A 22,534-nucleotide genomic window follows, 5' to 3' on the forward strand; every position below is an offset into this window, starting at 1 on the left:
GGTGTCGCTGCCGGTCCACCTCGTCGACTCGCTGGCGGGCGCCGTCCCCGGCTCCCTCGTCGAGGTGACCGGCGACGAGGCCCACCACGCCGTCGCCGTACGACGACTCCGCGAGGGTGAGCCGGTCGTGCTGACCGACGGCCTCGGGACCTCGGCCACCGGCGAGGTGGCGGCCACCGGCAAGCGGGTCTTCTCGGTCCGCGTCGGGACGGTCGACCAGGATCCTCGGCCGGACCCCGCGATCACGGTCGTGCAGGCCCTGCCCAAGGGCGAGCGCGGCGAGCTCGCCGTCGAGGTGCTCACCGAGGTCGGCGTCGACCGGATCGTGCCGTGGGCGGCGTCCCGCTCGGTCGCGGTCTGGAAGGGCGAGCGGGCCGTCAAGTCCCACGCCAAGTGGCAGGCCACCGCCCGGGAGGCCGCCAAGCAGTCTCGCCGCTCGTGGCTGCCGACCGTCTCGCCGCTCGCCTCGACTGCGGACCTCGCGGCGCTGGTCGCCGAGGCCGACCTCGCCGTGGTGCTGCACGAGGACGCAACCGCTGCGCTCAGCGCCGTCGACGTACCCGCGTCCGGCCGCATCGTCGTCGTGGTCGGCCCGGAGGGCGGGATCGCACCCGAGGAGCTCGCCTCGCTCGCTGACGCGGGGGCGCGGAGCGTACGGCTCGGCGCCGAGGTGCTGCGGACCTCCACGGCGGGCGTCGTCGCGGTCGGCGCGCTGCTGTCGCGCACCGGTCGCTGGGCGTGAGCGCCGACCTCGTCGAGGGCCATTGGCCCGCTGTCGTGCGGTACTCGGTCCACAGCACCAGCTTCCTGCGATGGACGCGCACCGAACGCAGGAAGCTGGTGCTCAGGACCAAGCACGCGACTCAGTCGACGATGGTGATCCGGCGGGAGTCGGTGTGGAAGCGGGCCTCGCCTGACGGGTCGTCGGTGCGGGAGGTCACCAGGTAGTCGCCCGGCGGAACATCGGTGAGGTCGAAGGTCACCTCGAACGGGAACAGCTTGTCCTCGTAGGTGCCCGCGATAGCCGGCTCCATCTGGACGATCTCCACGACTCCCTCGTGGCGCTGGATCTCCGTGACGATGTTGCCCTCGTAGGAGTTGCCGAGTCCCTTCACGGTGAAGGGGTCGTCGTTGTCGACGGTCGCTCCGTCGGACGGGTCGGAGAGGGACACGTGAGCGAGCACCTCCAGGTCGGAGCCCTCCGCCAACGGCTCCGAGGTCGGGACGCCGAGAACCTGGTCGGTGATCTCGTTGTAGAGCAGGAAGCGGACAGGAAGCCGCTCCTGGACCGCAGCCTGCGCGGTCCGGATGACCTGCTCGACAGCGAGCTCGGCCTCGGCCTGCGACAACGTGCCGCGGCTGCGAAGATCGGTCTCGGGATCCCCCGCGAACGGACTGGCGGCGAGCGAGATCTCGATGACCCCTTCGTCGTAGTCGACGATGGCGCCCGCCCAGGTCGTCTCCGGCCACGGCACCCAATAGTCCGGGTCGAGCGGAGCCAGCGAACGATCGTCCTGTCCCCGGCCGATCGCCGCGTCGACCGCGACTTGCAGTGGGTCACCGGCCAAGGGGCGGAACTCGCGGTAGAGCCGTGGTCCGTCCGGCGTGTCACCCAGGTAGTAGACGGGCCTTGCTCGTGGCTCCTGCTCGGGCCGCGGGCCATTGGTCGCGGTCGTTCGCGTGGGCGTCGGCTCAGCCGGGTCGGGATCCTCGCTCCGCGGCGTACCGCCCGTGGTCAGCGCCAGCGCGGTCACCACGGACGCCGCGACGAGAGCGACGCCGCCGGTGGCCCACCAGCCCCGGCTCGTACGCCGGCCGCCGGAGGTCGCGGAACGGATCGCGTCCAGCCGGTCGCCCGGCTCGACGCCGTCGGCCACCTCGCGCAGCATCTCGCGCACCGGGTCGTCACTCATGACGGCTCCTCCCACCAGTCGCCGAGCAGGTCTCGTAGTGCGGCGCTGCCCCGATGGGCGTGGGCCTTGACCGCGCCGCGCGAGATCCCCAGCGCGTCGGCGATCTGCGCCTCGGACCAGTCCAGGTAGTAGCGCAGCACCAGCACCTCCCGCTGCCGGTCGGAGAGCTGCAGCAGCGCGTGCCGCACGGCGTCGCGCCGCGCTCCGCCGACGGTCGGTCCCTCGAACGAGCCCTCGCTGAGGGCACTCGAGCGCGCGTGCCGGTCCACCACGACCCGGTGCCGCAGGGTCGAACGCGAGCGGTTGACCACGGCCTGGCGCAGGTAGGCCAGTGCCTTGTCCGGGTCGCGCAGCCGCGACCAGTGCCCGTGCATCGCCACGAAGGCGTCCTGGACGACGTCCTCGGCGGACGCCTGGTCGTGCACCAGCAGCACGGAGAGCCGGACCAGCTGGCGCCAGTGAGCGGCGTACAGCTGCTCGACGGCCGCGTCGGCGTCGCGGCCGGTGAGGTCCGGGTGTCCGGTCACCTGCACCCTCCCGCGACGCGGCTTGGTCTGGATGGTCACACGAGTTGGACGCGCGGACCGGGGAGTCGGTTGACAGCTACTGCACGGTGATCGTCTTGGTGTCGATCGCCGGGCCGTGGCCCTCGGTGCCGCCGCTGGGGTCGTCGGTCTCGCACTGGACGACGACCTCGCCGGTGACGCCGTCCAGCGGGAGCTCGACCTCGAACGGGAACAGTCGGTCCTCCATCCAGCCCTCGGACTGATAGCCCTCGAGCGCGACCTCCTGGCCGCCCGCGATGAGACGGCACGGGCCGGAGGCCTCGAAGGAGTTGGCCACCCCGGTGACCGTCAGGGTGTCGCCGGTGACGGTGGCGCCCTCCTCGGGCGAGGTGATGTTGACGAGGTTGAGGGTCTCGAGGGCGCTGGCCTGCTCGTGCTGCACGTCGGTGGGCAGCCCGAGGAGCCGGAAGTCGGTGCCGCCGCGCTTGACGAGGATCGGCACCCGCTCCTGCTGCACGCCCTGGAGGGTGTAGACCAGCTGCTGCATCGCCAGCCGCGCGTCGCGCCTCGTCATCCCGTCGGGACGCTCGGTGAACCCGTCGCCGGGGATCTGCACCAGCAGGACGCCGTCGGAGGCGCCGACGTCGGCGACCTCCACCTCTGGCCACAGCGTGCGGTAGTCGGGGTCGTCGGGCTGGCCGCCGCCCATCACGAGCCGAGCGGCCTCGGTGAGCGGGTTGCCCTGCACCCGGTGGAACTCGCGGAAGAGCCGCGGTTCACCGCCCGGGCCGTCGCCGACCCAGTAGATCGGGACGGCGGTGCCGCCGTCGTCGGCGGGCGACTCGGCCGGGGACTCGGCCGGGGACTCGGCCGGCTCGGAGGGCGGGGGAGTCTTCGGGGTCTTCGGGCTCTGCTTGCCGGGCTCGCGCGCCTCGCCGGACGTCGGCACGGTCTCGTCGCTGCACGCGACCAGGGCGAGCCCGCAGGCCAGGACGGTGGCGGACACGCGCGCCCAGTGTCGGACGGACGGACGGCGAGCGGGGAAGGTCATGTTCTTCACGGTAGTTGGACGAGCGGGTCCTGCTTCCGGTTACACGCCGCGTCGGTGTCGGTGGGGATCGCTAGGAAAGGTGCATGAGCGAGTCCACCACCACCGACGAGATCGAGTCCTGGTTGCGAGAGCTCGCGACCGACCTGACGGAGCCACGCCCCGGCGAGTGCTTGCTGTGCTTCGTCGCGCGCAGCCTCGACGAGTTCGGTTGCGACAACCAGCTGCGCTTCGCCTGTCGCTTCCGCGACCTCCGTGCCCCGCGTGCGGTCGGTCTCGAGCGTCGGCTGGGTCAGAGGGGCGGCTTCTGCGACTGCGAGATCTTTCTGAACGGGTGGTCGGTCCACAGCCGCTTGTGGTCGCCGGAGCGCGAGGTGGAGCGCGAGGGCTACGCCGAGATCATCGAAGCCGAGCCGCCGGAGGAGCTGCCCCCCTGCACCGGGGTGCGGCTGGGCTCGACCCAACCGTGCGGCAACTGGGAGCGGCGTCGCCGCGGGTGGTGAACGACGAACCAGCCCGCTCCGCGTCGGCAGACATTAGGCTGGGACGGTGAGCATTGCCGACCCCGACTGCGTCTTCTGCAAGATCGTCTCGGGGGACATCCCGGCCGACGTCCTGGGTCGCAACGAGCACGCGATCTCCTTCAAGGACCTCAATCCGCAGGCTCCCTTCCATGCCCTCGTGGTGCCGGTAGACCACTACGCCAACGCTGCCGCGTCCGCCGCAGCGGACCCGGCGATCCTCGGTCACGCCGTGGCGCTGGCCGACGAGGTCGCCAAGGCCGCCGGCAACGACGACTACCGCCTCGTCATCAACACCGGGGCCGGGGTCGGCCAGACGGTCCTCCACACCCACCTCCACGTGCTCGGCGGTGCGTCCGGCATGACCGAGTCCCTGGTCTGAGTGCCCGTGTCCCCTCGACGTCGCCGCCCCGTCGCCCTCGCCGCCGCCCTGACGGTGTCCCTGGTCGCGCTGTCCGCGTGCAGCGGCAGCGACGCCTCCGACGGCGACCGGCGCGCCACGCAGCCTGCCGACGCCCCGAGCTCGGCGGCGACCGCCGGCGACGAGGCACAGGCGGCGGGGGAGGGCCACGACGGCCACTACGCCGAGCCGGCGAGGTCCAAGTCGCTGCGGGCGGGTGAGACGCGTACGACGATCGCCATGCCTGGCAGCTACACGCCGTCCGCGCCCTACGGCACCGGCACCGACGACTACCGCTGCTTCCTGCTGGACCCCGGGCTCGAGCGGGACACGTGGCTCACCGGCACCCACGTCCTGCCCGGCAACCCCGAGGTGGTCCACCACGTGATCCTGTTCCAGGTGCCGCCCGCGCAGGTGGCCGCGGCGGAGGCCAAGGACGACGCCGAGGAGGACGAAGGCTGGACCTGCTTCGGGGGCACCGGGCTCGACCAGTTCCAGGACGTCGACAACGCCGCCTGGATCGGCGCTTGGGCGCCGGGTGGCGAGGAGTCGGTCGTCAAACCCGGCTTCGGCGTCCGCCTCGCCAAGGGCAGCCGGGTCGTCATGCAGGTGCACTACAACCTGCTCGCCGGCCAGCAGCCCGACACCTCCGCCGCCCAGCTGCGCCTCGCCCCCGGCAAGCGCCCCTACCAGGCGCTCAGCACGATGCTGCTGCCCGCGCCGGTCGAGCTGCCCTGCCGGCCGAAGCACTCCGACGGCGAGCTGTGCGACCGCGCCGCGGCCCTCGCGGACGTCAAGGAGCGCTTCGGAGCGGAGGGCAACACCGCGGACCTCCTCCACCTCCTCTGCGGAGGCAAGCCGAAGGCCGGTGAGGAGCAGTCCTGCGTGCGCACGTTGGGCGAGCCGCTGACGATCCACGGCGTCGCCGGCCACATGCACCTGCTGGGCCGCTCGATCAGGATCGAGGTCAACCCCGGCACCCCCGAGGCGCGGACCGTCCTCGACATCCCCGTGTGGGACTTCGACGACCAGGGTGGGCGTCCCATCGAGCCGGTGCGCCTCGAGCCGTTCGACCAGGTGAAGGTGACCTGCAGGCACGTCCAGTGGCTCCGCGACAAGCTGCCCGCCTTCGAGGGGCAGCCCGACCGCTACGTCGTGTGGGGCGAGGGCACCACCGACGAGATGTGCCTCGGGCTGCTGCAGGTCACCCGCGGCTGACCGCCGTTGCCTGTTCATCATGGGATGTCGGTGAGCCTGCACTTCCCCGGGTCAATTGACCGAGGGAAGTGCGGATTCGGCGACATCCCATGGTGGACCGACAGCGTCACGCTCAATCAAGTGGGCCGGACGCGGACTGCTCGGTAGCATGGAGGGGCTCTGCCACCGACCCGGAAGGCCGCCCGTCACGGGCCTCATGACTGACACGACTCGCACCGACACCCAGCAGGACACGCCGACGCACACCGTCGTCGTCCCCAACAGCATCGACATGGTCTCGGTCCTGGGTCCGGGTGACGAGCACCTCAGGCTGATCGAGCGCGCCTTCGCGGCCAGGATCCACGTGCGCGGCAACCGGATCACCCTCGCCGGCGACTCCGCCGAGGTCGCGATGGCAGAGCGCCTCCTCGACGAGGTCGTCACGCTGGTCCGCACCGGTCAGGGCGTCACCACCGAGACGGTCGAGCGGATCATCCAGATGCTCCGCACCGAGACCCAGGAGCGCCCGGCCGAGGTGCTGAGCCTCAACATCCTGTCCAACCGCGGGCGCACCATCCGGCCCAAGACGCTCAACCAGAAGCGTTACGTCGAGTCGATCGACAAGAGCACGATCACCTTCGGCATCGGGCCGGCGGGCACGGGCAAGACCTATCTCGCGATGGCCAAGGCCGTGCAGGCGTTGCAGGCGAAGGACGTCAACCGGATCATCCTGAGCCGCCCGGCGGTCGAGGCGGGCGAGCGGCTCGGCTTCCTGCCCGGCACCCTCAGCGAGAAGATCGACCCCTACCTGCGCCCGCTCTACGACGCGCTCCACGACATGGTCGACCCCGAGACGATCCCCAAGCTGCTCGCCGCCGGCACCATCGAGGTGGCGCCCCTGGCGTTCCTCCGCGGCCGCTCGCTCAACGACTCGTTCATCATCCTCGACGAGGCACAGAACACCACGCCCGAGCAGATGAAGATGTTCCTGACCCGGCTGGGCTTCGGTTCGCGGATCGTGGTCACCGGCGACACCAGCCAGGTCGACCTCCCCTCCGGCACCAAGTCCGGGCTGCGAGTGGTCGAGGGCATCCTCGACGGCGTGGACGACATCACCTTCTGCCGGCTGACCGGCACCGATGTCGTACGCCACCGGCTGGTGGGCCGCATCGTCGAGGCCTACGAGGTGTTCGACGCCCAGGAGCAGCCCCGGCTGCCGAAGTCCGGCCCGACCAAGGCCGAGCGGAGCACCCGGTGAGCATCGAGGTCCTCAACGAGTCCGGCCTCGAGCTCGACGTACGCCGCCTGTCCCGGCTGGCGCGCTTCGTGATGGACCAGATGCGGGTCCACCCGCAGGCCGAGCTGTGCATCAAGGCGGTCGACGAGGACACCATCGCCGAGCTCAACGGGCAGTGGATGGAGAAGGACGGGCCGACCGACGTGCTCGCCTTCCCGATGGACGAGCTGCGTCCTGGCAAGGTCAACGAGGAGCCGGAGGAGGGCGTGCTCGGCGACCTCGTGCTGGCACCGGCGGTGGCGGAGCGGCAGGGGAAGGAAGCCGGGCACGGGCGTGAGGCCGAGATCGACCTCCTCACCGTCCACGGCATCCTGCACCTCCTCGGCTACGACCACGCCGAGCCGGAGGAGCACGCGGTGATGTTCGGCCTGCAGGGCGAGCTGCTCGAACAGTGGCGCTCGGCCCAGGAACCCGGCTGACGATGACCCGACTCCGATGACCGCCGACATCTGGCAGCTGGTCTCGGCCACCCTGCTGGTCCTGCTCGCCGGCGTCTTCTCCGCCGCCGACGCCGCCCTCGCGGGCTTCTCGCGGGCGCGCGCCGAGGAGATGCGGACCGAGGGCCGGCCGGGTGCCGCGCGGCTCGTTGCCATCCTCGACGACCCCGCCCGCTACCTCAACACCGCGCTGCTCCTGCGGCTGCTGTGCGAGATCAGCGCCATCGTCCTGGTCACCACCTGGGCGCGTGACGCCTACGACGGGGCGTGGTTGCCGACCGTGCTCACGACGGTCGGCGTGATGCTGGTGGTCTCCTTCGTGGTGATCGGCGTCGCCCCCCGCACCCTCGGCCGTCAGCACGACGCGAAGGTCGCGCTGCTCTCGGCGGGACCGATCTCGCTGGTCACCACCATCCTGGGTCCGATCCCCGCGCTGCTGATCCTTCTCGGCAACGCCATCACCCCTGGCAAGGGCTTCAGCGAAGGCCCCTTCTCGACCGAGACCGAGCTGCGCGAGCTGGTCGACCTCGCCGAGGCGTCAGCGGTGATCGAGTCCGGCGAGCGCAGGATGATCCACTCCGTCTTCGAGCTCGGCGACACCAGCACCCGCGAGGTGATGGTCCCGCGACCCGACGTGGTCTACATCGAGCGGCACAAGAACATCCGCCAGACCTTGTCGCTGTTCCTGCGCAGCGGCTACTCCCGGATCCCCGTCATCGGCGACAACCTCGACGACGTCGTCGGCATGGCCTACCTGAAGGACCTCGTCCGGCGCGACTTCGAGGCCCCGGACGTCGAGTTCACCCAGCGGGTCGACGAGGTGATGCGCCCGGTCCACTACGTGCCCGACTCCAAGCCGGTCGACGCACTTCTCACCGAGCTGCAGGCGCGCCGTCAGCACATCGCCGTGGTCGTCGACGAGTACGGCGGCACCGCCGGCCTGGTCACGATCGAGGACGTGCTGGAGGAGATCGTCGGTGAGATCACCGACGAGTACGACAACGACGAGGTCGAGGTCGAGCACCTCGACGACGGCGCCATCCGGGTCTCCTCGCGCTTCCCGGTCGACGACCTCGACGAGCTCGTGGGCTTCGACGTCGAGGACGACGACGTCGACAGCGTCGGCGGGCTGATGGCCAAGCACCTCGGCAAGGTCCCGATCCCCGGGTCCGTGGTGGAGTGCCACGGCCTGCGTCTCGAGGCCGAGCGAGCGACCGGTCGCCGCAACAAGATCGACACCGTCCTGGTCTCGGTGCTGGTGCCCGAGGCGGAGGACACCGACGTCGCCGCGCCTCATAGGCTGCAGGCATGACAGATCTGCCAGGCGAGCTGGGCTCCGAGGACGCCAAGCTGGTGACCCTGGCCCGGGCGACGAGGTCGCGGACCCGCGCGTCGGAGGGTGCCGCCGTACGCGACCTCGACGGCCGCACCTACGCCGGGGCCAGCGTCGGCCTGGAGCGGCTGCGGCTGACCGCACTGGAGGTGTGCGTCGCGATGGCGATCTCGTCGGGGTCGACCGGGCTCGAGGCGGCCGTGGTGCTGACCGACGGCGCGGTCGACCTCGACGCGGCCAGCGAGTTCGCCGGCCCCGGCGTTCCGGTGCTCATCGGTGACGCGACAGGCTCGATCCACACGCGCACGAGCACCCACACCACCTGAATGATCTCGCGGTGGCACCACTTTCTTCGCTAGCGTGGCCGCCGTGAGCACCCACGTGGGCCGCCAGGTCCATACGGAGGGAGTGGCGAGGCTCCGGGAGTCCTACGCCGCTCTGCCCCGTGGCGCGCCGGTGCGGCTGGCCAAGCGCACGAGCAACCTGTTCCGTGGCCGGTCCGAGCTCGGGGCCGGGCTCGACGTCTCGGGACTCGCGGGCGTCATCGAGGTCGACGGCGACGTCGCCGAGGTGCAGGGGATGTGCACCTACGAGCACCTGGTCGACGCGACCCTCGCGCACGGCCGGATGCCGCTCGTGGTGCCCCAGCTCAGGACGATCACGCTGGGCGGTGCGGTGAGCGGGCTGGGCATCGAGTCGACCAGCTTCCGCAACGGGCTGCCGCACGAGTCCGTGCTCGAGATGGACGTGATGACGGGCTCGGGGGAGATCGTGACCACGACGCCGGGCGACGACCTCTTCGACGCCTTCCCCAACTCCTACGGCTCGCTCGGCTACGCCACCCGGCTGCGCATCGAGCTGGAGCAGGTGGGGCCGTACGTCGCACTGCGGCACGTCCGCTTCGACGACGCCGCCTCCCTGGCCGCGGCCGTGGCGCGGATCGTCGACGAGCGGGAGTGGGTGGGGGAGCGGGTCGACGGCCTCGACGGGGTCGCCTTCACCCCGGGCGAGCTCTACCTCACCCTCGCCCGCTGGACCGACGAGCCCGGACCGACGAGTGACTACACCGGCCAGCAGGTCTACTACCGCTCGCTCCAGCAGCACCCGACCGACCGGCTGACGATGCACGACTACCTGTGGCGCTGGGACACCGACTGGTTCTGGTGCTCGCGCGCCTTCGGCGCGCAGCACCCGCTCGTCCGCCGCGTGTGGCCGAGGCGGCTGCGCCGCTCCGACGTCTACTGGCGCCTGGTCGCCCTCGATCGCCGGTTCGGCATCGGGGACCGGCTCGACCGCCGCGCCGGCCGGCCGCAGGGCGAGCGTGTCGTCCAGGACGTCGAGGTCCCGGTCGCCCGGCTCGCCGAGTTCCTCGAGTGGTTCGACCGCGAGGTGGGGATGCGGCCGGTGTGGCTGTGCCCGCTGCGGCTGCGTCGCGGAGGAGCCGACCGGCCGTGGCCCGGCTACCCGCTCACCGCCGGTACGACGTACGTCAACGTGGGCTTCTGGGGTGTCGTCAACGTCGGTCCCGATGCCCCGCAGTCCCCGCGCAACCGGGCCATCGAGCAGAAGGTGACCGAGCTGGGCGGGCACAAGAGCCTCTACTCCGAGGCCTTCTACGAGCGCGAGGAGTTCGACCGCCTCTACAACGGCGCTCACCTGGCCGGCGTCAAGGCCCTCCACGATCCTGACGACCGACTCACTGCTCTCTACGACAAGGTGGTGCAACGACGATGAGCTCCAGCCCTGGATCGAGCTCGACGGCCTCCCCCCGGCTGACCATCGCCCAGGCGATGGACCGGCTGGTCAGGGGAGGGCTGCCGCTGCGCTTCACGGCGTACGACGGCAGCAGCGCGGGGCCGCCCGATGCGGCGCTGGGCATGGACCTGCGCACCGAGCGCGGCCTGGCCTACCTGATGACCGCACCCGGCGACCTCGGCATGGCGCGTGCCTACGTCAGCGGCGACCTGGACCTCTCCGGCGTCCACCCGGGCGACCCCTACGACGCGCTCGTCCTGCTCAAGGACAACACGAAGTTCCGCGTCCCCACGCCGTCGGAGGCCCTGCTGATCGCCCGCAGCCTGGAGCTCTCGCGCCTGCGTCCGCCACCACCGCCCCCGCAGGAGCACCTGCCTCGCTGGCGGCGCGCCGTCGAGGGACTGCGGCACTCGATGTCGCGTGACGCCGGAGTGATCTCGCACCACTACGACGTCTCCAACCGGTTCTACGAGATGGTGCTCGGGCCGTCGATGGCCTACACCTGCGCCCTCTACCCGACACCGGAGGCGACGCTGGAGGAGGCGCAGGCCGCGAAGTTCGACCTGGTGTGCCGCAAGCTCGGCCTCCAGCCCGGCCAACGGCTGCTCGACGTCGGCTGCGGCTGGGGCACGATGGTCCGCCACGCGGCCCGCGAGTACGGCGTGAAGGCGCTCGGCGTCACGCTCTCGCTGGAGCAGGCCGAGTGGGGCAAGGAGGCGATCGACAGGGAAGGCCTCGGTGACCTGGCCGAGGTGCGACACCTCGACTACCGCGACGTCGCCGAGACCGGCTTCGACGCCGTCAGCTCGATCGGGCTGACCGAGCACGTCGGCGTGCGCAACTACCCGACGTACTTCGCCCACCTGCGCGACCGGCTGAAGCCCGGGGGCCGCCTGCTCAACCACTCCATCACCCGGCAGCACAACACGCGGCAGGAGACGGGCGCGTTCATCGACCGCTACGTCTTCCCCGACGGCGAGCTGATCGGCTCCGGCACGATCATCACCGCGGCGCAGGACCAGGGCCTCGAGGTGCAGCACTGCGAGAACCTCCGCCCGCACTACGCCTCCACGCTCCGGGACTGGAACCGCAACCTCGTCGACAACTGGGACGAGTGCGTCGCCGAGGTGGGCGAGGGGACCGCCCGGGTGTGGGGCCTCTACATCGCCGGTTCGCGGGTCGGGTTCGAGCGTGGCGAGGTCGAGCTGCACCAGGTCCTGGCGACCCGCAACCACGCCGACGGACGCTCCGACTTCCCGATGCGCCCGGACTGGTGAGCCACCGATAACCTCGTCGGGTGAGCACCCGCGCAGCGCAGTTCCAGGCGACCGTACGTCGCCGCGAACCGCTGACGGACCACCTCGTCCGGTTGGTCCTCGACGGCCTCGACGGCTTCGAGAGCACCGGCGTGCCCGACGAGTGGGTGGGCCTGGTCGTCCCCGGCCAGTTCCAGAGCCGCTACTACACCGTCCGGTCCTTCGCCGGCGGCGAGCTCACCCTCGACGTGGTGGTCCACGACGTCGGCCTCGTCACCGAGTGGGCGATGCGCGACTGCATCGGTGACACCGTGACGATCACCGAGCCCAAGTCGTCCTTCGCACCGCCCGTGGGCGCCCAGTGGCTGCTGCTCGTCGGCGACCTGACGGCGATGCCGGCGATGGCCCGCATCCTCGAGACCCACCCCGACCTGCCGACGTACGTCAAGGCCGAGGTGTCCGACGACCTGACCGGCTACCTGCCCGACCACGCACAGGTCACGTGGCTCGCCCCGCCGTCCTCGGGGCAGAGCGCGCTGGCCGAGGTGGTCGAGGGCATCGACTGGCCGGAGGGAGAGGGCTACTTCTGGATGGCGGGGGAGTCCGCCCAGATGCGGGCGATCCGCAAGCACCTGATGCGCGAGGTCGGCCTGCCGACCAGCCACTACGACGTCATGGGCTACTGGCGCGCCACCGCCGGGCGCCAGCCGCGAGCTGTCGACCCCGGCCCCATCTGGCGCGCCGGCAAGGCCGCAGGGAAGAGTGACGAGCAGATCTGGGCCGACTACGACGCAGCGCGAGAGGCGAGCGATGGCTGACGAGCACGACGACATCACCGATGGCGAGCTCGACGGCGAGGTCGACGAGGAGGTCGACGAGGAGGTCGACGAGACCGAGGACGAGACGGACGACGAGCTGGACGACGACTTCGACGTGTCCGGCGTCGCGCCCGCCGGCGCGTTCTACCAGGCGCCCGAGGGCTACCGCAGCGGCTTCGCGTCCTTCGTCGGCCGGCCCAACGCCGGCAAGTCGACGCTGACCAATGCGCTCGTGGGTCAGAAGATCGTCATCACCTCCGACAAGCCGCAGACCACTCGCAACGTGGTGCGCGGCATCGTGCACCGCGACGACGCCCAGCTGATCCTCGTCGACACCCCCGGCCTGCACCGGCCCCGCACGCTGCTCGGCGAGCGGCTCAACGACCTGGTGCGCACGACGTGGGCCGAGGTCGATGTGGTCGCGGTGTGCTTCCCCGCCAACGAGAAGATCGGTCCCGGTGACCGGTTCCTGGTCACCGAGCTGGCCAAGGTGCGCCGGACGACCCGGGTCGCGGTCGCCACCAAGACCGACCTGGTCACCCCCGACCAGCTGGCCTCGCACCTGATGGACATCGCCGCCCTGGGCCGGGAGACCTCGACCGAGTGGGCAGAGGTCGTGCCGGTCTCCGCCGTCGCCGGCGACCAGGTCGACCTGCTGGCCGACCTGCTGGTCGGGCTGATGCCGGAGGGACCACCGCTCTACCCCGACGGAGACCTCACAGACGCGCCCGAGGAGGCGCTCGCCGCCGACCTGATCCGCGAGGCCGCGCTCGAGGGCGTGCGCGACGAGCTGCCGCACTCGATCGCCGTCGTGGTGGAGGAGATGGGCCTGCGCGAGGGGCGTCCGGACGACAAGCCCCTGCTGGTGATCGTGGCCAACCTCTACGTCGAGCGTGACTCCCAGAAGGGGATCATGATCGGGCACAAGGGCTCCCGCCTCCGAGCGGTCGGCACGGCTGCCCGCAAGCAGATCGAGGCGCTCCTGGGCACCCCGGTCTATCTCGACCTCCAGGTCAAGATCGCCAAGGACTGGCAGCGCGATCCGCGACAGCTCCGCAAGCTGGGCTTCTAGCCCGGCGAGTCCGCGCTACGAGCGTAGGCTCGGGGTCCGGCTGTCGTCTCCCTGAGGGTGTGCCATGAGGATGCTGCGCCTGCTGTCCTCGGCGTTCATGATGGCCGGGCTGTTGGTCCCGTCGCCCGCAATGGCGGATCCGGCACCCGCACCGCCCGCCCTGCCTCAGCTGGTCGACGTACGTGCCGTGCACCGCGCAGGTGTTGACCGCGTGATCTTCCAGTTCGACCAGGGTGCTCCCTCAGGTTTCGACGTCCGCTACGTCGACCGGCTGCGCGGCGACGGCTCCGGACTTCCGATCAGGATCGCCGGCCGGGCGATCCTGCAGGTCGGCCTCCACCTCACCCGCACCGACAGCGCGAGCCCCGCGCCCGCTCGTCGGGCGTTCGCCACGCCGAACGCGATGACCGCGGTCCGCTCGGGCCTCTTCGAGGGCTGGACGACGTACGGCATCGGGCTGGCGAAGCGCACTCGGTTCGACGTGATCAGGCAGCCCGGTCGCAGCCGCGTGGTGGTCGCGGTGCGCGCCGGCTTTGCGACGGTCGACCGCAAGGTGTTCTTCCTCGACGAGGACCGCTTCGTCGCCAACCAGGAGCCGTTCTTCGTCGCCAGGGTACGACCCGTCCCACTGGGCTCGCCCGCCACCGGTGTGATGGACCGCCTCTTCGCCGGCCCACTCGAACGCGAGCGGAGCCACGGGCTGCGGCTGGTCAGGTCCCGCGCCTCGGGCTTCGCCGACCTGGCCATCTCCGGCGGCATCGCCCGGGTCAGGTTGCGGGGCGGGTGCAGCAGCGGGGGATCAACGGTGACGATCGCCGGCGAGATCATGCCGTCGCTGCGCCAGTTCGACACGGTCGACTGGGTCAAGATCCTCGACCCCTCCGGCATGACGGCCGACCCGAGCGGGCCGACGGACTCGATCCCGGACTGCCTCAACCCCTGAGCGCTGGGCACCTCGCCCACGGATGCGTGCGTCCTGGGTGAGCCGGTCGCGCCGTCCGGCCGTCGGCCTCCACCGCGCCTCAACGCCGGCTCAACGGCGCCGCAGGACGCTCTTCCCTGACAAGTGAGGAGCCACTGATGAACACCATGAACCAGCTCGTGACGCAGGCCCGGGCCCGCGAGGTCGCGCGAGCCGCCGGCCACCCCGGTCGCCTGGCCGAGCACGAGCTTCGTCTCGCCGACCGGGCCGCACGCACGACCCGCACCGGTGACCTCGTGCCGCCCACCCGCGCCGGACTGCCCTCACTTCCTGCCTGGCTCGCGGCACTGGTCGCCGCCGTCTCGTGAGAGGCCGACCGTCGCGCGGCACGCACCACCACCACCACCACAACAACCCCATGGAAGGAACCACCATGTCCGCAACCCAGCTCGACCACGCCGAGGTCATGACCGCGCTGCGCGAGAAGCAGCAGCAGGTGTGGAGCTCCGGCGACTACAACCGGATCGCCGCTCTCACCGTGGCCGTCAACGAGACCCTGGTCTCGACGGCCGAGATCGTCCCGGACGAGAAGGTCCTCGACGTCGCCACCGGCACCGGGCACGCCGCCCTCGCCGCCGCCAGGGTCGGCGCACTCGTCACCGGGATCGACTACGTCCCCGCGCTGCTCGACCTCGCCCGGGGACGGGCGGCCGCCGAGCGGCTGGACGTCGGCTTCGTCGAGGCCCCGGCCGAGCAGCTCCCCTTCGAGGACGGCAGCTTCGACGTCGCCATCTCGGCGATCGGCGTCATGTTCGCCGCGGACCACGACCGCGCCGCCTCGGAACTGGGACGTGTGGTTCGTGGCGGCGGGCGGATCGTGCTGGCGTCCTGGACCCGGTCGGGGTTCGTAGGCGGCATCCTGGGCATCGTCGGGAAGCACGTGTCACCGCCGCCCGGCGCCCAGTCACCGGTCCGGTGGGGTGAGGAGGACGTCGTCGCCGAGCTCCTGGGTGACCGGGTCGGGGACGTGCAGTCCTCCCTGCACACGGTCACCCAGAGGTTCACCAGCGCGGAAGCGTTCGCCGACCTGTTCCTGACCTACTACGGGCCGACCCGTGCTGCTGCGATGCGGCTCGACGAGGCAGGCCGGACGGCGTTGCGCGCCGACCTGGTCCACCACGCGGAGGCGAACGCCCGTGGCCACGGCACCGGGTCCGGCGTCGTCCTCGACTGGGAGTACCGCATCGTCACGGCGACCCGCCGTTGACGCCACAACCAACCACCAAACCGAAAGAGGAAATCTCATGTCCATCATCAACAACCGGCGCGCCGCCGTCGCCGGTGTAGTTCTCACCGCGCTCGCGGCGACAGCGTGCAACGCGGCCACGGCCAACCCGGAAGACAGCCCGGAAGACAGCCCCGGCGTCACCGAACCGTTCGACCCGACGCGCATCTACCCGCCCACCAACATCCCTCGTGTCGACCCGCCCACCAGCATCCCTCGTATCTACCCTCCGACGGATCTTCCCGTGCGAGGGGTGCCGGCAGACCGCACCGGCGAGTGAGCTCCCCTGGTCGAGGACCGGGTCCGCGTCGCGGGTCCGGTCCTCGACCGTGCGTCCGCAACCGGCACCCGCAGACGCCGTTGGCCACGGCCCTCGCCTGTGGTGACAACTAGGGTGAGCGCCATGAGTGGCGAGCGCACTCGACCGTATGCGGCGCCCCCTCGCTTCGGCATCCTGGGGCCGCTGCAGGTGCGCAGCGCCGAGGGCCGTCCGGTCGCCCTGGGCGGACCACGTGCCCGTCAGCTGCTGGCGCTGCTCCTGCTCCGACGCGACCGCCCCTTGAGCAGCGAGGTCCTCGTGACCGCCATGTGGGGCGAGTCCCCCTCGGAAGGGGCGGCGACCACGCTACGCACCCATGTCGCGGCGGTGCGGCGTGTCCTGGCCGCGGCCGGAGCAGACGGCGCGCTGGTCACCCGCGCGGGAGGGTATGCGCTCGTCCTCGACCGGACCGACCTCGATGCCGAGGTCTTCGAGGACCTGGTGGACCGCGGCCAGGAGGCGATCGGGATGGGCGAGCCCGCACGTGCCGCTGCGCTCCTGCGCGACGCCCTCGCCATGTGGCGTGGCGACGTGCTGAGCGACCTCGGGCCGCCCGACTTCGCGGGGACGACCGTCGCCCGGCTCGGCGAGCTCCGCGTGGTCGCGGAGGAGACTGCGATGGCGGCCGCGCTCGAGCTGGGCCAGCACCGCGACATCGTCGGGCGGCTCCAGGAGCTGGTCGCGGCGCACCCCTACCACGAGCGGCTGTGCGGCCTGCTGGTGCTGGCGCTCTACCGCTCGGGGCGCCAGGTCGACGCATTGGCGGCGTACGCGGCGACCAAGCAGCGCCTCGGCGACGAGCTCGGCATCGACCCCAGCCCCGACCTGCAGGCCCTCGAGACCGCCGTGCTCCGACAGGATCCGGCCCTGCTCAGGCCCGTCGATGACACGATGTCGGCCCGCGAGGCCGCCCCGTCCGTCGCGCCTGGACCCCGGGCGTCGGTGCCGCGACCGCCGTCGGACGCCGTCTTCGCCGCTCTCCGGCGCTCGCCCATGGTGGGCCGGGACTCCGCCCTCGCGACGACGACGGCTGCCTGGCAGGAGGTGCGTGACGGGGAACGCGGGCTGCTGGCGCTCGGTGGCCCCGCGGGGATGGGCAAGTCGAGGCTCGCGGCCGAGCTCGCGCATCTCGCCACCGAGGACGGTGCCACCGTCCTCGTCGGACGCTGCGACGAGACCGTGCCGTACGCCGCCCTGTCCTCGGCCCTCGGCGGCAGCACCGCCGCACAGCGGCTGGCTTCGGCGGCGCCGACCGGCGTGCGCGCCCGGCTGCACCCGCTGCTTCCCTTCGACCTGGATGCCGGGGTCGACCGAGCGCGCGGGGCAGATCCCGATCAGCTGGCCGGTCTGGCCCGGGCGGTGGAGTGGCTGCTGGCCGCGCTGGCTCGGGAGGGCCCGCTCCTGCTCGTCGTGGAGGATGCGGAACGACTGACCGAAGAGGAGTCGGGCCTCCTCGCGGTGCTCGTCACCCGACTTCCAGAGCGCTCACTCGTGGTCGTCTGCTTCCGCGATCCTCCCGGGAGCCGCCACGTGCCGCTCGCCGGCCTGTTGGGCCGCGGCGGTGTCTACGAGATGACCAGGCTGGTGTCGCTCTCCGCCCTGGACCGAGAAGACCTGGGCGAGCTGGTGACCTCGCTGCACGTGGGCGGTGACGACGCCCAGCCCGCGCTCGTGGATGCGCTCTGGGAGCGGACGGGGGGCAACCCGTTCTTCGCCCGGGAGGTGCTCCGTGGCCTGGGACCCGACGACCTGCGTTCCGGGCGGCTCGGCGAGGACCTGCCCACCGGGCTGCGAGGGGTGCTGCGGCACCGGCTCAGCCAGCTCAGCGACGAGACGCGGGCCGCCCTGGCCGCGGCCGCGGTGCTCGGCCGGGAGGTGGAGCTGGCGCGCCTGGGCCACGTGCTCGAGGAACGCGAGGAGCGTGTGGTCGAGGCGCTCCAGCGAGCCGTGGGCAGCGGCTTCCTCGTCGAGGCGGGACAGTCGTGGGCTGGTGGCTACGCGTTCCAGCACGACCTGATGCGGGAGGCCGTCTACGCCGAGGTCCCGCTCCCGCGGCGCCAGCGGCTGCACCACCGCGCGGTCGACGCGGTGCTGGGCGCGCACCCTGCCGACGCTGACGTCATCGCGGCCGCCGGCCACGCCCTCGAGGCCGGGCCCGCCGCCGACCCCTCGGAGGCTGCGGCCCTCGTGGACCGGGCTGTGCACGTGGCGGCGGCCGGGTTCGGCTTCGACGTCGCCGTGCGCCTCGCCGAGGCCCGTCTCGGCCTGCTGCACCGAGCGGCGACGCCGGCCGAGCAGGCCGCGGCCCACGTGGATGTCGCGCTACTTCGCCTCCGTGCCGGCCGCGGCTACACCCGTGTCGTGGAGTTGTTGGAGAGCGCACTGGGCACCTATCTGGAGCTCGGTGACGCCGAGGCTGCCGGGATGGTCCACAGCCGGCTCGGCGGAGCCCTGGTCGTCCCGCACGCCCACATGGATGTCGTCCGTGCGTTGGAGCACTTCAGCGCGGCCGAGCGGATGCTGCCCTCGCCCGCGCACCGGTTCAGCCTCCACCGCGGCCGCCTCTCCGCCGCGATGCATGCCCTCGACACCGCGACCATGGCTTCGGCGGCCGAGCGGTGCCGGGCGATCGCCGAGACCACGGGCCGGCCGGAGCCGTCCATCGTCGCCGAGTGGGGCCGTGGATGGCTCGCCCTCGACCAAGGCCGCCCCAGCGCCGCACTGGCCCACCTCGAGGCGGCCTGGTCGGCCGGGCGGTCGTTGGGCGACCCCGCGGCGGGCTGGCCGCCCTCCAACGCCGCCGCCCTGATCTGCACGGTGTACCTGCTCGATCCGGGCCAGGGGCGGTCGTGGTGCCGACGCGGCCTCGGCCAGCCCCGCGTCGACCGACTTCTCCAGCAGCATGACGCCCTGACGGACCAGCTCGTGCTTGCCCTGGCGACGACCGGTGAGCTCGACGTGGCCCAGCGGGCGGCGGCCCGTCTGCCGGAACAGGCCGTGGGTCGCCGACTGGTCCGGTTCCTGTCGGGGGAGTGGGAGGAGGCGGCCGCCCAGTGGCAGGCGGCGCTCGACCACGACCTCGCCGCCGGTGACCGTCACGACGCGATCGCGAACGCGCGCTGGCTCGCCGACGCGCTGCTCGTGCTGGGTGAGGATGGCCGAGCGTCCGAAGTGCTGCACCAAGGGCTGGAGATCGTCACCTCGTCCCCTCAGGTCCCGAGCGAGATCTGGCTCCGCGCCCGCCTGGCCGGGCTCCGCACCACCGACCCGACGGAGGCCGCCGCGCACCTCGCCGCGTGCGTGGGCCTGCTGGACGGTGACGAGAACTGGCGCGGGCTGGTGGGCGAGGTGGCCCTGGCCGGGGCCAGAGCCGCCGCTCGCGACACCGACTGGGCGGCCGCCGTGGCCGGAGCACAGCAGGCCGCCGAGGTGTTCGCGCGCTACCGCGTCCCCTGGCGACTCGCGGTGGCACTGGAGGAGTGGGCGCGCGCGCTCGAGGGAGGGGGCCTTCGCGACGAGGCGGCCGCCCGGCGCCTCGAGGCCGCTGACGTCCTCACCCGCACAGGGGCGCCGGCGCGGTGGTGGGCCGACCGCGTGGCGGAGGGAGATCAGCCCCGCGGGACCTCAACGCCACCTCAACGCCCGAGGACCACACTCGGCCCATGACCAGACCGACAGCGCCGGACGATCGGCCGAGCCGCCCCGCCGAGACGTTCGATGCCATCATCGTGGGCGCCCGCTGCGCCGGGTCGTCGCTCGCCACCCACCTGGCGCGCGGGGGCTGGCGGGTGGCCGTGATCGACAAGGCACGGTTCCCGAGCGACACGCTGTCCACGCATGTGCTCTTCCCCGACGGCGTGGCACGCCTGGACGATCTCGGCGCCCTCGAGCTCCTCGGGCGCCGCCACCGCCTCGTCCCTGCCCGTTATGCCTGGCGGGTGCTGGGCCACGAGGTCGCCGGCTCGTTCACCCCGGTCCGAGGGCACGACCGGGCGCTGTCGGTGCGCCGCATCAGCCTGGACGCCGTCCTCGTCGACGTGGCCCAGAACGCCGGCGCGCACGTCGTGCTGGGCCGGAAGGTGACCGGGCTCCTCGGCTCCGGCATCGACGGCGACCCCGTCCGCGGAGTCAGGCTCGACGACGGAACCGAGCTTCGTGCGCCCTGGGTCCTGGGCGCAGACGGACAGCACTCGAGCGTGGCCCACCACCTCGGGCTCGAGCGCCGCGACGAGCGCCGCGGCGAGGTGGCGATGCTGCTCGGCTACTGGCGCGGACTACCCGACTCCGACTGGATCCGACTGGACATGCGCGAAGGCTCGGCGCTGATGGCGGCTCCGTGCGAGGACGGGCTGCACCTCCTCACCGTGGCCGGCCCGGCAGCGCTGACCCGGGGCACCGCGGCGGACGTGGCCGCCCGCTACCGCCGGATGCTGCTGGACTTCCCGGCCGTGCTCAACCCACGCCTGCTCGAGGCCGCCGAGCTGGTCTCGCCCGTGGCCGGTGCCCCGGAGACGATGATGCGGGGCTACTACCGCGCAGCGTCCGGACCGGGTTGGGCACTCGTCGGCGATGCCGGCCACTTCAAGCACCCGACCACAGGCCAGGGCATCGGCGACGCCCTGGCCCAGTCCGAGCACGTCGCGCAGCAGCTGCTCGGCGGCGGCGACCTGACGAGCTACGAGCAGTGGCGATCCGACCGCTCCGCCGAGGCCTACGACTTCTCCTACCGCGTGGCGCGGCTGCCCGAAGCGCGGACCGCGGCACGGTACGCCGGACTGGCCGCCGACCCGGTCGCCGGCCAGCAGTTCCTCGACACCTTCGCGCGCACGACCGGGCTGGCCGCCGTCTTCACGCCCGAGCGCTCCGCCCGGTGGCGCGCTGCCGCGGCGTACGAGGACGGCCTGCGCCGCGTGGTCGCCCTGGTCGACGGCCTCTCCGAGGCGGAGCTTCAGACCAAGGTTCCGGCGTGCCCGCTCTGGTCGGTGCAGGACCTCGTCGCCCACCTGTCCGGCGTCGCCGAGGACTCCGTGCGCGGGGCCTTCTTCGACGGCGCGACACTCGCGTGGACGGACCTTGACCTCGCCGTTCGACGCGAGGCCTGGACCGCTGCGCAGGTCGAGTCCCGTCGCGGCCTCGACCGACACCAGCTCGTCGCCGAGCTGGAGCGTCACGGACAGGCGCTGATCCGTGGGCTCCGACGGGGCGACCGTGCCACCGTCGACGTGCCCGGCTGGATGATCGCAGCGCCGGCTGCCGACCTCGCCGCCCACATAGGCGACCTCGAGGAGGCGCTGGGGCTGCACGCGGACCCGCATGCACCCATCACCCGCTACGGCTTCGCCAGCTATCGGGCCTGGCTGGGGGAGCGGATCGTGGCCCGAGGCCTTCCCCCGCTGCGGCTGGCCGACACGAGCGATGCCTCCGCGGAGTGGCTGGTCGGCGGACGCGCTGCACCAGGTGCCGCGGTCGAGGCGGACGCGTACGAGCTGTTCCGGGCAATCAGCGGCAGACGCCGCCTCGACGACGTCGCGCGCTGGAGCTGGCACGGTGAGGCGAGCTCGTACCTCCCGGTGCTGTCCCCCTACCCACCGGCGCCATGACTCTGCCGGAGCCGCGCTCACACGACGTCAGGCCGGCACCCAGCAGATCCCGTAGCGCCGGCCGGCGTCCCACTGCTCCTTCGTCGGGCTCTCCTGCGACCACGTGAAGTCGAGCGGGTCGTCGGCGCGTGAGCGAGCGGCGTCGCGGCAGGTCGACTCCATCCGGGCCGCGATCGCTGGTTGCCGGGGCAGCCTCTTGCCCGTGATGTCGACCGTCGAGACGGCCCGCCACGCGTGGTCGGCCCCGCAGCTGACGCGCCGGAACGCCGGAGTGCCGGGTGCCGCGGTCGCACACATGGTGAGCACCGGCGCGTCACCCCATCCCTTCGTTCGCCGCGGCAGCTGCAGCAGCTTCCTCGGAGCGGCGACGGCCACGACGTCGCAGCGGAACCAGTCGGCCCCAGCCTCGGCACGCTGCGGGCTCGGCGTGAACCACACCGCCTGGGCCATCGTCAGCCGCAGCTCGCGTGGCGCCAGGCCGAGGTGCCGGGTCAGCCTGGACGTGCACGACGTACGCGCCTGCCGCTGCGCGGCCCGGGAGTCGACCCGGCGAGTGTGCCCGGACGCCGTCTCCAGCTCGAGCCGGCCGACGAAGTAGGTCTCCGCGGTGTGCCTCCGGCGGCAAGGGACCGGGTCGCTGCGGTCGACGACCGCGGCCGCCTGCCCGAAGGACAGGTCGTGGCACTCGCCCACCTCCGGCCGCGGGCCGGGGTCGGGCGGCACCGTCTCGGGCGGGGTCGGGGTCGAGGACGCCGAGGGCGAGCGGGTGCCTGCCTGGTCGCGGGTGCCGCCGGGCGCGGTCGTGCACCCCGTCAGCACCAGCGCCGCGCTGAGGCAGACGGTGAGCGTGCGCAC

General features: G+C 72.3%; 22 protein-coding genes. 18 read left to right on the forward strand and 4 right to left on the reverse strand.

Translation table 11 applies throughout. The features are described 5' to 3' along the window. Position 1 precedes the first annotated feature (1 nt). Entirely contained in the window at positions 2-742 is a 741-nt protein-coding gene (locus J3P44_RS18390; RefSeq protein ID WP_255891915.1) for a 16S rRNA (uracil(1498)-N(3))-methyltransferase, read from the forward strand. 121 nt (positions 743-863) lie between these two features. Here the strand turns inward: J3P44_RS18390 and J3P44_RS18395 are convergent, their stop codons facing one another. The 3 genes from J3P44_RS18395 to J3P44_RS18405 all read right to left on the reverse strand — a co-directional run bounded on the left by J3P44_RS18395 (position 864) and on the right by J3P44_RS18405 (position 3,470). Next, the gene (locus J3P44_RS18395; protein WP_255891916.1) at positions 864-1,913 is read right to left on the reverse strand and encodes a Gmad2 immunoglobulin-like domain-containing protein; all 1,050 of its coding nucleotides are present in this window, start codon (positions 1,911-1,913) and stop codon (positions 864-866) included. Beyond that, the gene (locus J3P44_RS18400; protein WP_255891917.1) at positions 1,910-2,440 is read right to left on the reverse strand and encodes a SigE family RNA polymerase sigma factor; all 531 of its coding nucleotides are present in this window, start codon (positions 2,438-2,440) and stop codon (positions 1,910-1,912) included. The genes J3P44_RS18395 and J3P44_RS18400 overlap by 4 nt, the downstream gene beginning before the upstream one ends. Before the next feature lie 76 nt (positions 2,441-2,516). Continuing rightward, positions 2,517-3,470 (reverse strand): Gmad2 immunoglobulin-like domain-containing protein, encoded by a 954-nt coding sequence (locus J3P44_RS18405; RefSeq protein WP_255891918.1) that lies wholly within the window; start codon positions 3,468-3,470, stop codon positions 2,517-2,519. Between the two features lie 83 nt (positions 3,471-3,553). On the opposite strand from J3P44_RS18405, the gene J3P44_RS18410 reads away from it, so the two are divergent. The 17 genes from J3P44_RS18410 to J3P44_RS18490 all read left to right on the forward strand — a co-directional run bounded on the left by J3P44_RS18410 (position 3,554) and on the right by J3P44_RS18490 (position 21,679). Next, positions 3,554-3,970, forward strand: coding sequence for a DUF2695 domain-containing protein (locus J3P44_RS18410; protein WP_255891919.1), 417 nt, complete (start codon positions 3,554-3,556; stop codon positions 3,968-3,970). Positions 3,971-4,016: 46 nt separating this feature from the next. After that, on the forward strand, positions 4,017-4,370 hold the full coding sequence (locus tag J3P44_RS18415; protein ID WP_255891920.1) for an HIT domain-containing protein: 354 nt from the start codon (positions 4,017-4,019) through the stop codon (positions 4,368-4,370). A 6-nt stretch (positions 4,371-4,376) separates the two neighbouring features. Then, positions 4,377-5,606: a hypothetical protein gene (locus J3P44_RS18420; RefSeq protein WP_255891921.1), complete on the forward strand. Its 1,230-nt coding sequence runs from the start codon at positions 4,377-4,379 to the stop codon at positions 5,604-5,606. Between the two features lie 196 nt (positions 5,607-5,802). Next, positions 5,803-6,843 carry a PhoH family protein gene (locus J3P44_RS18425; RefSeq protein ID WP_255891922.1) on the forward strand — a complete coding sequence of 347 codons (1,041 nt, stop codon included), beginning with the start codon at positions 5,803-5,805 and terminating at the stop codon, positions 6,841-6,843. After that, the gene (ybeY, locus tag J3P44_RS18430; RefSeq protein ID WP_255891923.1) at positions 6,840-7,301 is read left to right on the forward strand and encodes an rRNA maturation RNase YbeY; all 462 of its coding nucleotides are present in this window, start codon (positions 6,840-6,842) and stop codon (positions 7,299-7,301) included. The genes J3P44_RS18425 and ybeY overlap by 4 nt, the downstream gene beginning before the upstream one ends. A gap of 16 nt (positions 7,302-7,317) precedes the next feature. Then, entirely contained in the window at positions 7,318-8,631 is a 1,314-nt protein-coding gene (locus J3P44_RS18435; RefSeq protein ID WP_255891924.1) for a hemolysin family protein, read from the forward strand. After that, a complete protein-coding gene (locus tag J3P44_RS18440) occupies positions 8,628-8,978 on the forward strand; it encodes a cytidine deaminase-like protein (RefSeq protein WP_255891925.1) in 351 nt (116 codons plus the stop codon). Before J3P44_RS18435 ends, J3P44_RS18440 begins: the two co-directional genes overlap by 4 nt. 43 nt (positions 8,979-9,021) lie before the next feature. Then, a complete protein-coding gene (locus J3P44_RS18445) occupies positions 9,022-10,386 on the forward strand; it encodes an FAD-binding oxidoreductase (RefSeq protein WP_255891926.1) in 1,365 nt (454 codons plus the stop codon). Further along, positions 10,383-11,684, forward strand: a complete 1,302-nt coding sequence (locus J3P44_RS18450; RefSeq protein ID WP_255891927.1) for a class I SAM-dependent methyltransferase — start codon at positions 10,383-10,385, stop codon at positions 11,682-11,684. The genes J3P44_RS18445 and J3P44_RS18450 overlap by 4 nt, the downstream gene beginning before the upstream one ends. A 20-nt stretch (positions 11,685-11,704) precedes the next feature. Next, positions 11,705-12,481 (forward strand): siderophore-interacting protein, encoded by a 777-nt coding sequence (locus J3P44_RS18455; RefSeq protein WP_255891928.1) that lies wholly within the window; start codon positions 11,705-11,707, stop codon positions 12,479-12,481. Continuing rightward, on the forward strand, positions 12,474-13,553 hold the full coding sequence (era, locus tag J3P44_RS18460; RefSeq protein WP_255891929.1) for a GTPase Era: 1,080 nt from the start codon (positions 12,474-12,476) through the stop codon (positions 13,551-13,553). Before J3P44_RS18455 ends, era begins: the two co-directional genes overlap by 8 nt. Positions 13,554-13,617: 64 nt before the next feature. Continuing rightward, the gene (locus J3P44_RS18465; protein ID WP_255891930.1) at positions 13,618-14,496 is read left to right on the forward strand and encodes an AMIN-like domain-containing (lipo)protein; all 879 of its coding nucleotides are present in this window, start codon (positions 13,618-13,620) and stop codon (positions 14,494-14,496) included. A 137-nt stretch (positions 14,497-14,633) separates the two neighbouring features. Then, on the forward strand, positions 14,634-14,843 hold the full coding sequence (locus J3P44_RS18470; protein ID WP_255891931.1) for a hypothetical protein: 210 nt from the start codon (positions 14,634-14,636) through the stop codon (positions 14,841-14,843). Positions 14,844-14,908: 65 nt separating this feature from the next. After that, complete coding sequence (locus J3P44_RS18475) at positions 14,909-15,742, forward strand: class I SAM-dependent methyltransferase (protein WP_255891932.1); 834 nt, start codon at positions 14,909-14,911, stop codon at positions 15,740-15,742. A 37-nt stretch (positions 15,743-15,779) separates the two neighbouring features. After that, on the forward strand, positions 15,780-16,040 hold the full coding sequence (locus J3P44_RS18480; protein ID WP_255891933.1) for a hypothetical protein: 261 nt from the start codon (positions 15,780-15,782) through the stop codon (positions 16,038-16,040). 123 nt (positions 16,041-16,163) lie between these two features. Further along, positions 16,164-19,745, forward strand: a complete 3,582-nt coding sequence (locus J3P44_RS18485) for an ATP-binding protein (RefSeq protein WP_255891934.1) — start codon at positions 16,164-16,166, stop codon at positions 19,743-19,745. Further along, on the forward strand, positions 19,742-21,679 hold the full coding sequence (locus tag J3P44_RS18490; RefSeq protein ID WP_255891935.1) for an FAD-dependent monooxygenase: 1,938 nt from the start codon (positions 19,742-19,744) through the stop codon (positions 21,677-21,679). Before J3P44_RS18485 ends, J3P44_RS18490 begins: the two co-directional genes overlap by 4 nt. A gap of 27 nt (positions 21,680-21,706) precedes the next feature. On the opposite strand, the gene J3P44_RS18495 is transcribed toward J3P44_RS18490, so the two are convergent. Beyond that, on the reverse strand, positions 21,707-22,534 hold the full coding sequence (locus J3P44_RS18495) for a septum formation family protein (RefSeq protein WP_255891936.1): 828 nt from the start codon (positions 22,532-22,534) through the stop codon (positions 21,707-21,709).

Origin of the sequence: Nocardioides astragali (assembly GCF_024436375.1) — a bacterium.
GTDB classification, from domain to species: Bacteria; Actinomycetota; Actinomycetes; order Propionibacteriales; family Nocardioidaceae; genus Nocardioides; species Nocardioides astragali.

Excerpts from the sequence above, each read along its gene's own strand:
- era (WP_255891929.1), top strand. The coding sequence starts at position 12,474 with ATGGCTGACGAGCACGACGACATCACCGATGGCGAGCTCGACGGCGAG.
- J3P44_RS18395 (WP_255891916.1), bottom strand. The coding sequence starts at position 1,913 with ATGAGTGACGACCCGGTGCGCGAGATGCTGCGCGAGGTGGCCGACGGC.
- J3P44_RS18485 (WP_255891934.1), top strand. The coding sequence starts at position 16,164 with ATGAGTGGCGAGCGCACTCGACCGTATGCGGCGCCCCCTCGCTTCGGC.
- J3P44_RS18450 (WP_255891927.1), top strand. The coding sequence starts at position 10,383 with ATGAGCTCCAGCCCTGGATCGAGCTCGACGGCCTCCCCCCGGCTGACC.
- J3P44_RS18475 (WP_255891932.1), top strand. The coding sequence starts at position 14,909 with ATGTCCGCAACCCAGCTCGACCACGCCGAGGTCATGACCGCGCTGCGC.
- J3P44_RS18480 (WP_255891933.1), top strand. The coding sequence starts at position 15,780 with ATGTCCATCATCAACAACCGGCGCGCCGCCGTCGCCGGTGTAGTTCTC.
- J3P44_RS18440 (WP_255891925.1), top strand. The coding sequence starts at position 8,628 with ATGACAGATCTGCCAGGCGAGCTGGGCTCCGAGGACGCCAAGCTGGTG.
- J3P44_RS18405 (WP_255891918.1), bottom strand. The coding sequence starts at position 3,470 with ATGACCTTCCCCGCTCGCCGTCCGTCCGTCCGACACTGGGCGCGCGTG.
- J3P44_RS18435 (WP_255891924.1), top strand. The coding sequence starts at position 7,318 with ATGACCGCCGACATCTGGCAGCTGGTCTCGGCCACCCTGCTGGTCCTG.
- J3P44_RS18425 (WP_255891922.1), top strand. The coding sequence starts at position 5,803 with ATGACTGACACGACTCGCACCGACACCCAGCAGGACACGCCGACGCAC.
- J3P44_RS18410 (WP_255891919.1), top strand. The coding sequence starts at position 3,554 with ATGAGCGAGTCCACCACCACCGACGAGATCGAGTCCTGGTTGCGAGAG.
- J3P44_RS18490 (WP_255891935.1), top strand. The coding sequence starts at position 19,742 with ATGACCAGACCGACAGCGCCGGACGATCGGCCGAGCCGCCCCGCCGAG.
- J3P44_RS18465 (WP_255891930.1), top strand. The coding sequence starts at position 13,618 with ATGAGGATGCTGCGCCTGCTGTCCTCGGCGTTCATGATGGCCGGGCTG.
- J3P44_RS18470 (WP_255891931.1), top strand. The coding sequence starts at position 14,634 with ATGAACACCATGAACCAGCTCGTGACGCAGGCCCGGGCCCGCGAGGTC.